Source organism: Pseudomonas nitroreducens NBRC 12694, assembly GCF_002091755.1.
In the GTDB taxonomy this organism is placed as follows: domain Bacteria; phylum Pseudomonadota; class Gammaproteobacteria; order Pseudomonadales; family Pseudomonadaceae; genus Pseudomonas; species Pseudomonas nitroreducens.
The window spans coordinates 196,016-210,104 of sequence record NZ_BDAI01000006.1 but is presented as its reverse complement, the minus strand read 5'-3'; the positions used below and the strand labels follow the sequence as shown (position 1 = coordinate 210,104).

Sequence of the window (14,089 nt, the reverse complement as noted above, 5' to 3'; positions counted from 1 at the left end):
CCGCACCGGTTTAAGGACACTGCATGACCCAAAACGCCCTCCTGCTGGTCAACCTGGGATCGCCGGCTTCCACCCGGGTCGAGGACGTGCGCCGCTACCTCGATCAATTCCTCATGGACCCCTACGTGATCGATCTGCCCTGGCCGATTCGCCGGCTGCTGGTTTCGCTGGTGCTGCGCAAGCGCCCGGAGGAGTCCGCCCATGCCTATGCATCGATCTGGTGGGACGACGGCTCGCCGCTGGTCGTGCTGAGCCGCCGCCTGCAGGAGGCCGTCCGGCCGTTCTGGTCGCATGGCCCGGTGGAGCTGGGCATGCGCTACGGCGAGCCGTCCATCGAGGGGGCGCTGCTGCGCCTGAGCCAGCAGGGCATCACCCAGGTGACCTTCGCGCCGCTCTACCCGCAGTTCGCCGACAGCACCACCACCACCGCCATCGAGGAAGCCCGCCGTGTAATGCGCGAGCATGGCCTCAAGCTGGAGCTGAAGGTGCTGCCGCCGTTCTACGCGGAGCCCGAGTACCGCCAGGCGCTGGTGGATAGCGTGAAGCCCTATCTGGAGCAGCCCTACGATCATCTGTTGCTGAGCTTCCATGGCTTGCCCGAGTCTCACATCCGCAAGCTGGTGAAGGACAAGAGCCACGACCTCACCGCCAGCTCCAGCCGGGGCGTGCACGAGGATGTCATGGCTGTCTGTTACCGCAGCCAATGCCTGCGCACGGCCGAAGACTTCGCCGCGGGTGCCGGGCTGGAGGACGGGCGCTGGTCGGTGTCCTTCCAGTCGCGTCTGGGACGCAACAAGTGGATCGAGCCCTATACCGAGGCACAGCTGGACAAACTCGGCAAGCAGGGCGTGAAACGGCTGCTGGTGATGTGCCCGGCCTTCGTCGCCGATTGCATCGAGACGCTGGAAGAAATCGGCCAGCGCGGCAACGAGCAGTTCCGCGCGGCAGGTGGCGAGGAGCTGGTGCTGGTGCCTTGCCTGAATGACCAGGAGTTGTGGGCGCGCGCGCTGGCCAAGCTGTGTGAGCGGACGCCTGCCGCGATCTGATCGACTTTGGCGCTCTGGCTTCCCCTCACCCTGACCCTCTCCCTTTGGGAGAGGGTCAGGGTGAGGGTATCTCCGGCACTTGCCTGATCTTCGTAGAAGCGAGCTTGATCGCCAACGGACTCCGCGACGGGGCCGGTTCGCGAGCACGCTCGCTCCTACACGGCGGTCCTTCAGCAAGACCCTTCGTTCAGCCTCTGACCACCCATTCATCAGCCAACGGCCGACGCACGCATTCAGAGACCTGATAGTGCGCGCGCTGTGTGTTCGCAATGCCTACTCTGCGGGTCTCCCCTTCGCCTTCGCCGCGATTGGCGGCGTATCAGGAGCCCGGCATGAACAACAACAATAACGGCTACCCCTCCAGTGCCGTGGCCTGGTCCACGGTTGCGATCCTCATGGTCGCCTATGTGCTTTCCTTCATCGATCGACAGATTCTCAACCTGCTGGTCGGCCCGATCCGTCGCGACCTGGAAATCAGCGACACGCAGATGAGCCTGCTGATGGGCCTGTCCTTCGCGCTGTTCTACACCCTGTGCGGCATTCCCCTCGGGCGCATGGCGGACAGCCGCAGCCGCCGCGGGCTGATCACCGTCGGCGTGCTGATCTGGAGCGCCATGACCGCCGCCTGCGGCCTGGCCAAGCAGTACTGGCACTTCCTGCTGTTCCGCGTCGGTGTCGGCGTGGGCGAGGCGGCATTGTCGCCGGCAGCCTATTCGCTGATCGCCGACAGCTTTCCGGCCAATCGCCGCGCCACCGCCATCAGCGTCTACTCCATGGGCATCTACCTCGGCTCGGGCCTGGCCTTCCTACTCGGCGGCCTGGTGATCAAGTTCGCCTCGGCCCAGGGCGACGTGCACCTGCCGGTCCTCGGTGAAGTGCGCCCCTGGCAGCTGATCTTCCTGATTCTCGGCGCGGCCGGCGTGCTGTTCACCCTGCTGATGCTCGCAGTCAAGGAGCCGACCCGTCGTGGCGTGGGGGCCGGCGTGGTGGTGCCAATGAGCGAGGTGGGCGCCTACCTGCGCGCCAACCGCAAGACGGTGATCTGCCACAACTTCGGCTTCGCCTGCATCTCCTTCGCCAGCTACGGCAGCGGCGCCTGGGTGCCGACCTTCTTCGTCCGCACCTATGGCTGGGACGCCGGCCACGTGGGCGTGGTGTACGGCAGCATCGTCGCCGTGTTCGGCTGCCTGGGCATCGTCTGCGGTGGCCGCCTGGCCGACTACTGGGCCAAGCGCGGGCGCACCGACGCCAACATGCGCGTGGGCCTGCTGGCCGCCATCCTGGCCATCCCGCTGAGCCTGGTCTACCCGCTGCTGGACAGTGCCAATGCGGCTGCCGCGATGATGGCGCCCATCGTGTTCTTCCTCAGCATGCCCTTCGGCGTCGCCCCGGCGGCGATCCAGGAAATCATGCCCAACTCCATGCGCGGCCAGGCCTCGGCTATCTACCTGTTCGTGGTCACGCTGCTGGGCCTGGGCGTAGGCCCCACCGCCATCGCCCTGGTCACCGACTACGTGTTCGCCGACGACATGGCGCTGCGTTATTCGCTGTTGATCGTCAGCGCCGTGGCCCTGCTGGCGGGCGCGCTGTTCCTGGCCAACGGCCTGAAGCCATACCGGGCCAGCCTCGAGCACCTCAAGAGCTGGAGCCTGAAGGGCGACAGCGGCAGCGGCGCGATGCAACGCCAGCCGGCCTGATACTGCCAGTTCGGCACCGAGCCCCCGCGCAGCGATGCGCGGGGGCTTTTCTTTGTGCGTGGCACAATGCGACGGAACATGGGTTCGAGGGGAGATTTCCAGCATGGAAGGAAAGGGCATTCGTGCAGGGCTGCTTGTCCTGGGGGCACTGGCGCTGTGCGCTCCGGCAGGAGCGAACGAGCCTTGGGTGGCGTTCACGCAGAACGACCTCATCGGCTTCAAGGATGCGCAGGGCACGGTCCAGGTCCGGCCCAGGCTCAGCCCGATGTTCACGATGGCGCGGCGTTTCGAGCACATCATCGCCGCCGGCGAGGAAACCGCCGACGGTTACCGCACCTACCACCTGCTGCGCGATGGTCGTCGGGTGGCGCCGGATGCGGTCTACTTCTTCGACAACGCGCCGGTCTGCGAGAGTGAGAACAGCATCCGCTTCCGCGATCGCCAGCGTGACAAGGTGGGGTTCCTCAATGGCCATGGCCGGGTACTGATCCCGGCCGAGCTGAGCGACGCCAGTGCCATGCGTAACGGCATGGTCGTGGCGCTGACGGGGGCTAGCCGAACCTGCGCCGATCCGGGTATCAGCCTGGAGCATTGTGAACACCGAGGTTGGAAGGGCGGCACCGAGTTGCTGCTCGACCGCCATGGCAAGGCGCTGGTGTCGAACTTCGACAGCACCCGTGCTGGCGCGCTGGACTGGTTCTCGCAGCAGGTGAGCGAACAACCCTCCAACGACCCGCGCCGCGTCTCCTTCCAGGGAGTCGACGGTCGTTACATCAGCTTCGTCGACATCGAGAAGGACTTCGCTCTCTGGTTCAGGGACGTTTTTCTCGCACAGCTCGATGATGATTCGCTGAAGGCGCACAGCTACTCGCGAGTCTGGCACGGTCAGGGCAGCGAATCGCTGGATGACTGGCAGGCCGCTCCGGTGGACGATGTTTTGCGCCAACACGTGGCCGAGCTGCGCAAGCGCCTGGAAACCCTGCGTGCGTCAGGTGGCTATGGCGTGCGCCAGGACGACATGGGCTGGCCGTTCGACCCCGAGAGCGACCCGCAGTACTTCGACAACTGCGGCGATTTCGCCCAGTGGACGACGCCCAAGGTCTCTGCCATGGAGCACTGGGAGCAGGGCTCATTCGAGCCGGCCAAGCATGCGAGTTTCGATTTCATCCGCACCGCCGACGGGTATCGGCTGGTGGCGTTTTCAATTCCGAAACAGTGAAGTCCCGGATGTGCAGGAACTCTAGGAGCGAGCTTGCTCGCGAACGCGGTTTCGCCAGGGACATTGGCATCAGGCGGTTCGCGAGCAAGCTCGCTCCTACAAGGGCCAGGCGCGCGGATCAAACAGAGAAAAAAGCCCCGCGGATGCGGGGCTTTTTCATTCAGTGCGCCGTGGCTGGCGTGCCGGCTTCAGCAGGCTTCTTGTCCGGCTTGGCCAGCAGCGTGTACACGCAGGGCAGGACGAACAGGGTGAACAGCGTACCGACGCTCATGCCCGTGGCGATCACCACGCCGATGTCGAAGCGGCTGACCGCGCCGGCGCCGCTGGCGAACAGCAGCGGGGTCACGCCCAGCACCATCGCCGCGGTGGTCATCAGTACCGGGCGCAGGCGGATCGCCGCGGCTTCCTCGACCGCCTCGCGCACCGACAGGCCACGCTCATGGCGCAGCTGGTTGGCGAACTCGACGATGAGGATGCCGTGCTTGCTGATCAGGCCGATCAGCGTCACCAGGCCGACCTGGGTGTAGATGTTCAGGCTCGACAGGCCGAGGAACAGCGGGATCAGCGCGCCACAGATCGACAACGGCACGGTGACCATGATCACCAATGGGTCGCGGAAGCTCTCGAACTGTGCCGCCAGCACCAGGAAGATCACTGCCAATGCCAGGGCGAAGGTGATCATCAGCGCGCTGCCTTCCTGCACGAACTGCCGCGAGGCGCCTGCGTAGTCGAAGGAGAAGCCGCGCGGCGATTCCTCTTCGGCGAAACCGCGCACCGTCTCGATGGCCTCGCCCATGCTGACCATGGGCACGCCGGAGATGATTGCCGAGTTCAATTGCTGGAACTGGTTGAGCTGGCGCGGGCGGGCGCGCTCGTGGAAGGTCACCAGGGTGGACAGCGAGATCAGCTGGCCGCTCTGGCTCTTCACGTAGTAGTTGTTCAGCCAGCTCGGGTTGTCGCGGTAGGCGCGCTCGACCTGGGCGATCACCTTGTAGCTGCGCCCGTCGATGGTGAAGCGGTTGATCTCGCCTTCACCCAGCAGCGCGCCGAGGGACACGCCCAGGTCCTGCATGCTGACGCCCATCTGCGCCGCCTTGGCGCGGTCGATGTCGACCACCAGTTCGGGCTTGTCGAAGGCCAGGTCGAGGTCGAGGAAGGCGAACTTGCCTGATTCCTCGGCGCGCTTCTTCACCCGCTCGGCCACCTGAAGCAGCGACTGGTAGTCGCTGGCGGTGTTGATCACGAACTGGAACGGCAGGCCTTCGCCGGTACCCGGCAGCGACGGCAGGTTGAAGCCGAAGATCTGCAGGCCGGGAATCTTGTTCAGCTCTTCCTGTACCGCGTGCAGCAGCTCCATCTGGCTGCGGTCGCGCTCGTCCCAGGGCTTGAGCAGCATGCCGCCGATGCCGGTCTGCACGCCGTTGTAGCCGTTGATCTGGAACGCCGAATAGTACTCGGGGAACTTGCGGAAGATACCCTCGAACTCGGCGGTGTACTTCGACAGGTAATCCAGGTTCGCCGTCTGCGGTGCGTTGGCCATGATGAAGACGATGCCCTGGTCTTCCTCCGGCGCCAGTTCCTTGTGGGTGAACATCAACAGCAGCGGGATGATCGCCAGCACCAGCAGGGCGAAGACGATTACCACCGGACGGCTGTTCAGCGTGCCATGCAGGGCGCGCTGATAACGCTGCTTGAGACCCTCGAAGATCAGGTCCAGGCGATGCGCCAGGCCGCTGGGGTTTTCGTCGTGGCGCAGCAGGCGCGAGCACATCATCGGCGACAGCGTCAGGGCGACGATGCCGGAGATGATTACCGCACCGGCGAGGGTGAAGGCGAACTCCTTGAACAGCGCGCCGGTCAGGCCGCTGAGGAAGCCGATGGGCGCATACACGGCGGCCAGGGTGATGGTCATGGTCACCACCGGCACGGCGATTTCCCGCGCGCCCTCGATGGCGCCCTGGAGCGGCGACTTGCCCTCCTCGATGTGGCGGTGGATGTTCTCCACCACGACGATGGCGTCGTCCACCACCAGGCCGATGGCGAGCACCATCGCCAGCAGCGTCAGCAGGTTGATCGAGTAGCCCATCATCTGCATGAAGAACAGCACGCCGATCATCGACAGTGGGATGGTCACCACCGGGATGATCACCGAGCGGAACGCGCCGAGGAACAGGAAGACCACGACGATGACGATCAGGATCGCCTCGGCCAGGGTCTTCACCACTTCGTCGATGGATGCCTGGATGAAGCGCGTGGCGTCGTAGGCGATAGAGACTTTCAGGCCGGGCGGCAGCTGTTCTTCCAGCTCCGGCATCTTCGCGCGGACTTCCTTGATCACGTCCAGCGGGTTGGAGCTGGGCGTGCCCTTGATGCCGATGTACACCGAGGGGATGCCGTTGAACGAGCTGACCGCGTCGTAGCTCGCCGCACCCAGTTCGATGCGCGCCACGTCACCCATCAGCACGCGGCGGTCGCCAGCGGTCTTCAGCGGAATGGCGGCGAAGGCTTCCGGGGATTTCAGGTCGGTGGTGGCGTTCACCGAGGTGACCACCAGCTCGCCCTTCACCTCGCCGGCGGCGGAAAGGAAGTTGTACTCGCGCACTGCGCTGGCCACGTCGCCAGCGGTGATGCCGTAGGCGGCCATCTTCACCGGGTCCAGCCACAGGCGCATGGCGAACACCTGGTTGCCGAGGATCTCGGCTTCGGAGATGCCCGGCAGAGTGGCGAGCTTGGGCTGGATCACCCGCGACAGGTAGTCGGTGATCTGCGGGTTGTTCATCTGTTCGCTGAAGAAGCTGATGTACATCAGCGCCGAGGCGTCGGCGGCTTCCTTGTCGAGGATCGGGTCCTCGGCGTCCGGCGGCAGCTGGGTCTTCACCTCGCCGATCTTCGACAGCAGCTCGGTGACCAGGCGATCGGTGTTGGCGCCGATGTGCGCGTAGATCGAGATCACCGAGTAATTCTGCCGGCTCACCGAGGTCATGTAGTCGATGCCTTCGGCGCTGGCGAGACTCTGTTGCAGCGGCTGGGTGATGTAGCCCTGGATGGTTTCGGCGTTGGCGCCGGCATAGAAGGTGGTGACGGTGATCAGCGCGTTTTCCATCTGCGGGTATTCGCGGATCACCAGCTTGCTGAAGGCCTGCATGCCGAGCAGGACGATCAGCAGGCTGACCACGGTCGCCAGCACGGGGCGACGGATGAAGGGATCGGTGAAGCCCATAAGCTCAATCCTTTGTTGCGGGCCTGGGTCGGTTGGCGACCGGGCCTGTGGGCGCGCGCTGAGTCAGCGACGCACCGCCTGTGCGATTACTGCGGGTCCTTGACGATGGCCACGGCGGTGCCGTTGTCCAGCTTGAGCTGGCCGGAGGTCACCACTTCCTCGCCGGCCTTCAGGCCTTCGAGGATCACCACGTTGCCTTCGCGGCGCTCGCCGGTTTTCACGAAGCGGCGTTCGACGTCCAGCTTCGGCGCGTCACCGGCCTTGGCCTCTTCGGCTTTCTCGCCGTCCTTGGGCTTGTGCGGCACCACCACGTACACCGAGTTGCCGTACAGGGTGAAGGCCACGGCGGTCTCGGGTACCACGACGCGCGGCGCGCTGTCAGGCAGCTGCACTTCCAGGTTGGCGAACATGCCCGGCAGCAGCTTGCCGTCGGGGTTGGCCATGCTGGCGCGGACCAGCAGGTTGCGCGTCTGGTTGTCCACCCGCGGGCTGATGGCGTCGATCTGCGCGTCGAAGCTCTGGCCCGGATAGGCCGCCACACGCACCACCACCTTCTGCCCGCGCTTGAGCAGCGGGAAGTCCTGTTCGGGCAGGAAGAAGTCCACTTGAAGGGTGGAAAGGTCCTGCAGGGTGACGATCTCGGTGCCGGGGGAAACGTAGTCGCCCACGTCCACCTGGCGGATGCCGATGGTGCCGGAGAACGGCGCGAGGATGCGCTTCTTCGCCAGCGCCGCCTTGAGCTGCGCGACGGTGGCGGTGGAGCGGTTCAGCTGGGCGGCGAGGCGGTCGTACTCGCTCTTGGAGATAGCCTGGCGGCCCACCAGGCTCTTGCCGCGCTCGTACTCGACCTGGGCCAGCCCCAGGTCTGCCTCGGCGGTGCGCAGGGTGGCCTGCTCGACGTCGGATTCCAGTTGCACGACCGGCTGGCCGACCTTGACCTTGTCGCCGGAGACGAACTGCACGGCGCTCACAGTGCCGGAGACTTCCGCAGTCAGGGTCACGCCCTGGATCGCGCGCAGGGTGCCGATGGCTGCCAGACGGCTCTGCCAGTCGCGTTCTTCGGCGTGGGTCGCGTTCACGCTCACCGGCGGGCGGGGAGCCGAGAACATGGCGATCTGTCGGGTGATGGAGAGGTATTTCGAGCCGGCGAGCACCGCAACGATGACGGCAACTACGCCCAGCATGATCAGCATGCGGCGCAACATCTTCCTGTTCCTTGGTACGTGCCTGGCAGCTATCGAGCGCGATCGCTCGCCCACTATTGGCCGGGCGGCCTTCCGTTCGCGCAGATGTCGATCAGGCTCTGAAGCCTATACGTGGGACGCCCCATTGCGGGGCGCAATTGCGCACCTTATTCCTGAATCGGTGGCGAGTCAAAGGGCCGCGTTTACAAGACGTTTCCCGCTGAAACTGAAGGGTTTACGAGAAATGCGCGCTGAATCGGTGCAAATCTGGATGCAGCGCGCGGGCCGTTATCAAGCCAGGTGCAGGTGGTTGTCCCAGAAGGCCGGCGGCAGGTCCAGCGGCGTGCCGGCGATGCGTTCCTGGCGGCAGTCGTAAATGCGGCAGCGGCCCTGGCCGGAGGTGACGACGAAGCCGTCCTTCACCGCGCCGACGCCTGCGCAATCGGGCAGCGGCGCGTCCAGGCGCACGGCGCCGGAGTCCAGGTCCCAGATGAAGAAGCGGTTGCCACGCGGCGCGGTGAGGGCGACCAGGCGCAGCTCGTTGTGCACGGCGACGCTGGCGGTGTACTGGGTCATCGCCAGGCGCTGCTCGTCGGCCAGCGGGAAGGGCTGGAAGGCCTCGCCGGGGCGCTTGATGGCGAGCAGGTCGGCGCGGTCGTGAGCATCGCCCATATACTGTTGACCGGCGACGATGGTGCCGTCCCCGGCGATGGCCAGGTGGCGCACGCTGTTCATCTGCTGCGGCAGGGTTTCCTTGGAGATCAGCGAGCCGTCGCGGCGCATCAGCACCAGGCTCGGCTCCATGGCGTAGAGGTTCATTTCCACGCGGCTTTCGGCTTCGGTACGGATACCACCGTTGGCCACCACCAGCGTCTCGCCATCGGGCATCCAGGACACCTGGTGCGGGCCGAGGCCGTGGGTGGAAATCTCGCCGGTGTGGCTCAGGCGTTCACCGTCGAAGTGGTACACACCGAGCATCCCGCGGCCCGGATCGGTGGTGTCGTTCTCCGTCGCGTAGAGCCATTCGCCGTCCTTGTGCCACACGCCGTGGCCGTAGAAGTGGCGGTCGGCCTGCGAGTCGAGGGTCTGCAGCAGGCGGCCGTCGTTCAGGTCGATCAGGTAGCTCTGCCGGCCCGGCCGGCGGGCGACGAACAGCGCCAGTGGCAGCTCGGGATGCTGCACCACGTCGTGGCAGCGCAGGCCGACTTCGGTGGCGAAGGCGCAGCTGCCGTCCAGGCGATAGCCCACGGCGTAGTGCTTGCCATCCGCGTCGTCACGGGCGGACAGCACCAGGGGCTCCTTGCCCTTGCGTGACAGCGTCCAGCCGCCGAAGGTCAGGGCACCGAGCAACAGGCTGCCCAGGCCGATCACGTGACGTCGCAACATGGCGTTCACCTCTATCACTTCTCGTATTCCATCGGTCTTGCGAGCTAGAGCCAGGTTAGGCGGAAAGGTGTGGCGAATGCGGAGTTGGCTTCCAGCCAATGAGCAATTCGACGTATTTTCCAACGACACCTGGCCGACGCGCAGCAGACCGAATCAGTCGCCGTCGTTGGCGTTGAAGCCCAGTTGTACGCCGAGGGCTTTCGCCAGGTCGCCTTCGTGCAGGCGATGGACGACGTTGAGGCTGTCGTACAGCTCGTTCAACTGCTTGAGGCCAGCCTCGTCCTTCAGCAGTTCGCTCAAGGATTTATTGATGGCTTTCAGCTTGCCGTGGACATCGGCGTAGGCCGCGTCGATCTTGCCGGCCAGCTCTTTCTGTTCCGCCGGCAGCAGGGCGCGCAGGCCCTTCTTGTCGGTGCCGTCCCACAGCGCCTGGGCGCCGGTCAGGCTGGAGTCCAGGCTCGCCAGCGACATGTCGCTGCGCCAGCCTTCGGCCTGGAACGGCTGCGGGATGCCCTTGCTCTGGCGACCCAGCGGGGTGCCGAGTTTCTTCTTCAGCATGTCCAGCGCGGTGACCTGCACGCGCAGCAGTTCGGCGATGGCCTCGTGAGCGTCAGCGTAGCGGTCGTTGGGGAATTTGGAGAGCTGGGCGAGCATGCCGCCGTCCTGCTTCCACTGCGCCAGGATGTTCTCCGCCAGGGCTTGCTGGTGGCTGCCGATGGCTTCCAGCAGCGGGCAGTAGCGCGCCTTGGTCTCGGCGTTGGCCAGGTCGATCTTGGCGTCGTAGAGGATGTATTCGTAGGCGGTCAGGCCCTGGACCACGACGCTGGATTTATCCAGGGTCGCCGGGGAAATCGCGTTGCCGCTGCTCAGCAGTTGCTCGACCTGGCGCGCCACGAGGTTCTTCTTGTCCGGCCAGAACTGCACCTGCCAGGAACGGTTGCCTTCGGCCAGTGGGCCGACCAGCAGCGGCTGCAGCTCGGCCCAGGCCTTCTGGGCGGCCATGAAGTCGGCGCGGGCCTTGCTCAGGTCTTCCTTGCCCTGGCAGTAGGCCAGGGCGCTGGCGGCCAGCGCGCGGTCGGCGTCGACCCAGCGGCTGTAGGTCGGCAGGATCACCTGCTGGGCCAGCGTGGCGCTGGTGGTCGCCTGCGGATCGGTGGGCGAGCAGGCGCCCAGGGCGATGGCGAGGCTGGTGATCAGAAGTCGGGGGCGGAACATGGTGGGCTCGGCTCCTTAGAGTGAGTTCAGGAACGCCAGCAGGGCGTCGCGCTGCCCGGCGTCGAAGTTCAGTACGCGTTGCTTGGCCGCTTCGGCTTCGCCGCCGTGCCAGAGCACGGCTTCGAGCAGGTTGCGGGCGCGGCCGTCATGCAGGAACTGGGTGTGGCCGTTGACCGTTTCGGTCAGGCCGATGCCCCACAACGGCGCGGTGCGCCAATCGCGGCCGCTGGCGAGAAATTCCGGGCGATTGTCCGCTAGTCCCTCGCCCATGTCATGCAGCAGCAGGTCGCTGTACGGGCGGATGACCTGGTTGGCCAGTTCGGGCTCGGCGGCGTTCGGCCCGGTGGTGAACTTGGGCGTGTGGCAACTGGCGCAGCCGGTGTCGAAGAACAGCCCCTTGCCGGTCAGCACCTGTGGGTCGTCGACCTTGCGCCGCGCCGGTACCGCGAGGTTGCGGGCGTAGAAGGCAACCTGGTTGAAGATGTGCTGGCTGACTTCCGGCTTGCCGCCGTCGATGGCGTTCTTGCAGGCGGTCTGCGCTGCCGTGCAGTCGTCGCTGGGCAGCAGGTCGCTGGTCAGGCCCATGTCGCCGGAGAAGGCGTGGGCGTTCTGCTGGGCGACGTTGGGCTGCCCGGCCTTCCAGCCGAAGCGGCCGAGGACGGTCTGTTGCGTGGCATCGTCCCAGACCCGGTTCGGTCGGCCGTGGATGCCGTCGCCATTTTTGGCTTGGCGTTCCGCGTTGGCGAGGATGTCCGCCTCGCTGATGGACTCCAGCAGGCCCAGGCCGATCATCGGCGGGGCGATGCGCGCGGAGAACATCGTGTCCGCGTGCATCGGGCCGTAGCCCAGGTCGCTGATGCGCAGTTTCGGCTTGCGCAGCTCGACCACGGTGCCGTCCTTGAAGGTCACCGGCACCGCGTCGTACTCCACGCGGACCTTGCCTTCGGGCGCCACGCCGGGGATCGCCGAGTCCTGGAACTGGCCGCCGTACACCGGCTCGGGCACTACGCCCAGGCGCTTGATGGTTTCGGCGTCGGCGGAGCCGGCGGGGATCGACAGGCGTACCAGCATCGATACGGCGTTGACGTCGTTCAACTCCGGAGGATGGCCGCGGCCGTCCTTGATGTGGCAGTTCTGGCAGGCGTTGGTGTTGAACAGCGGGCCGAGGCCGTCGCGCGCGGTGGTGGTGGTCGGCGCGATCACCCAGGGATTGCGGAAGAAGCTGTTGCCCACGGCGAAGTCCAGGCGGCGGCTCGGCGTGAGGTTGGCCGAGGGCATGGAATAGGCGTTGCGGTCGCTCTGCTTGACCGTGGTGGCGCCGCCGGAAAGCGCTTCGCCAGGTTCGCTCACGGCGTGCTGGGAGGTCTCCGGCTTGCACGCGGCAAGGGCGATGGCAGTCAGCAGCGGCACGAGGTGCAGGGCGGTACGGCGGTGGAGCATCGACGGGTTCCAGAGCGGTGACATGGCAGCGCGCCATGTTATCAGGGGTGTCAAATGCAAATATGAAAAATTTGTATTTGCGAACGACATCGTTTGCCGCCCGGAAACGACAAAGCCCCGCAGTACGGGGCTTTGCCTTTGCCATTTCAGTAGCTGCGGCCTGGAGCCGCAGTCACTTCAGGACGCGCGGATCAGAACTGGTGATCGGCGTTGTCCGGCTTCAGGTCCTGCACGCCGACCGCGGTAGCGGCCTTCTCGATGGCGCCGGTCTGCTTGACCAGCGAGGCGATGGCGTCGCGGATCTTCTGCTGATCGTCCTTGTCTTCCGGAGCGATCATCTGGTCGAAGTGCACACCGTCCTTCTCGGCACGGTCGACGATGACCTGCATCTTGGCTTCGGTGTTGGCCAGGTCATTCTTCAGGTCGGTATCGGCGGCGGCGTCAGCCTTGGCGACCAGGTCGGACAGGCTCGGGCCCTTCACGACGCTGCCGTCGGTGCGCTTGTATTCGCCCAGGTAGATGTTGCGGATGGACTTGGCGTTGAAGAACAGGGTGTTGTGGGTGTTGTCGCTGAAGCAGTCGTGCTCGTCTTCGGTGGAGTTGGCTTCCAGCGCGACTTTCATGCGCTCGCCGGCCAGCTCGCCGAGGGACAGGGAGCCCATGCCGAAGAACATCTTGCGCAGATTGTTCTCGGCGGTGTCGGCCTCGACCTTGGCGCGGTAGTTGTCGGCGACGCCGGACTTGAAGTTGCCGTGCATTTCTTCCAGGTCGGAGACCAGCAGGTCGGTGACGGCCTTCAGGTAGGCAGCGCGACGGTCGCAATGACCATTGGTGCAGTCCTTGCCCTGGGCGTAGTCGGTGTACTTGCGATCGCCGGCGCCCGGCTTGGTGCCGTTGAGGTCCTGGCCCCAGAGGAGGAATTCGATGGCGTGGTAGCCGGTGGCGACGTTGGCTTCGGAACCGCCCAGCTCGTTCAGGCCCTTGAGCTTCTCGCCGGTGATTTCCTTGACGTCGATCTTGTCTTCGCCGACCTGGATCTCGGTGTTGGCGATGATGTTGGCGGTGGCGCCGGCGTTGCCTTCGGCGTGCTGGTAGTCCTTGGCGACGTAGTCGATCAGGCCTTCGTCCAGCGGCCAGGCGTTAACCGCGCCTTCCCAGTCGTCGATGATCGAGTTGCCGAAGCGGAAGGCTTCGCTCTGCGAGTAGGACGGGCGGGAAGCGATCCAGGCTTCGCGGGCGGCCTTCAGGGTTTCTTCGCTGGGCTTGGCGATCAGCGCGTCGACAGCGGTCTGCAGGGCCTTGGCGGTGGTCAGGGCGTCGCCGTAGGTGGCTTCGGCGATGTCCAGGTAGTTCTTCACCACGGCCTTGACCGCGGCCTCGTCGACCTTGGCAGCCGCTGCCGGGGCAGTGCTCTGGGTGCTGGCAGCCGGCGCGGCGGCGGGGGCTTCGGCTTTCTTGTCATCGCCGCAGCCGGCGAGGGAAATGGCGATGGCGAGCAGGCTGGCAGTGGCCCAGGGCATACGAGTCATGACGGGTTCCTTTGCATGGAGAGGAGGCGCACGAAAAAGGACTGCGCAAGAAAATCCGCAACATAATGCGAAAGATTTGCATTTTTGAAAAGAGAGATCGCTGGCGCCATTCGCCGCGGGGCCAGTAAGTTGCCACCAGAGCGGCCGCTCGCC

9 protein-coding genes are annotated in these 14,089 nt (G+C 65.5%); 3 read left to right on the top strand and 6 right to left on the bottom strand.

Features of this window, described 5'->3' with window-relative positions:
- Window positions 1-23 precede the first annotated feature (23 nt).
- The 3 genes from hemH (at window position 24) to PNI01S_RS18170 (ending at window position 3,962) form a co-directional block, all read left to right on the top strand.
- Entirely contained in the window at window positions 24-1,046 is a 1,023-nt protein-coding gene (hemH, locus tag PNI01S_RS18180; protein ID WP_024762582.1) for a ferrochelatase, read from the top strand.
- Between the two features lie 332 nt (window positions 1,047-1,378).
- Window positions 1,379-2,743, top strand: coding sequence for a spinster family MFS transporter (locus tag PNI01S_RS18175; protein WP_084358742.1), 1,365 nt, complete (start codon window positions 1,379-1,381; stop codon window positions 2,741-2,743).
- 187 nt (window positions 2,744-2,930) lie between these two features.
- Window positions 2,931-3,962, top strand: a complete 1,032-nt coding sequence (locus tag PNI01S_RS18170; protein WP_084358741.1) for a hypothetical protein — start codon at window positions 2,931-2,933, stop codon at window positions 3,960-3,962.
- A 160-nt stretch (window positions 3,963-4,122) separates the two neighbouring features.
- Here PNI01S_RS18170 and PNI01S_RS18165 read toward each other — a convergent pair whose 3' ends face one another.
- From PNI01S_RS18165 to PNI01S_RS18140, 6 genes are all read right to left on the bottom strand, one after another.
- Complete coding sequence (locus tag PNI01S_RS18165; protein WP_084358740.1) at window positions 4,123-7,182, bottom strand: multidrug efflux RND transporter permease subunit; 3,060 nt, start codon at window positions 7,180-7,182, stop codon at window positions 4,123-4,125.
- An 86-nt stretch (window positions 7,183-7,268) separates the two neighbouring features.
- Window positions 7,269-8,387, bottom strand: a complete 1,119-nt coding sequence (locus tag PNI01S_RS18160; RefSeq protein ID WP_084358739.1) for an efflux RND transporter periplasmic adaptor subunit — start codon at window positions 8,385-8,387, stop codon at window positions 7,269-7,271.
- Window positions 8,388-8,657: 270 nt separating this feature from the next.
- Entirely contained in the window at window positions 8,658-9,752 is a 1,095-nt protein-coding gene (locus PNI01S_RS18155; protein WP_024762587.1) for a DUF1513 domain-containing protein, read from the bottom strand.
- A 153-nt stretch (window positions 9,753-9,905) separates the two neighbouring features.
- Entirely contained in the window at window positions 9,906-10,967 is a 1,062-nt protein-coding gene (locus tag PNI01S_RS18150) for an imelysin family protein (RefSeq protein ID WP_024762588.1), read from the bottom strand.
- Window positions 10,968-10,982: 15 nt separating this feature from the next.
- Window positions 10,983-12,407 carry a di-heme oxidoreductase family protein gene (locus PNI01S_RS18145; RefSeq protein WP_038803563.1) on the bottom strand — a complete coding sequence of 475 codons (1,425 nt, stop codon included), beginning with the start codon at window positions 12,405-12,407 and terminating at the stop codon, window positions 10,983-10,985.
- A 191-nt stretch (window positions 12,408-12,598) separates the two neighbouring features.
- Window positions 12,599-13,936 carry an imelysin family protein gene (locus PNI01S_RS18140; protein WP_024762589.1) on the bottom strand — a complete coding sequence of 446 codons (1,338 nt, stop codon included), beginning with the start codon at window positions 13,934-13,936 and terminating at the stop codon, window positions 12,599-12,601.
- Between the last annotated feature and the right edge of the window lie 153 nt (window positions 13,937-14,089).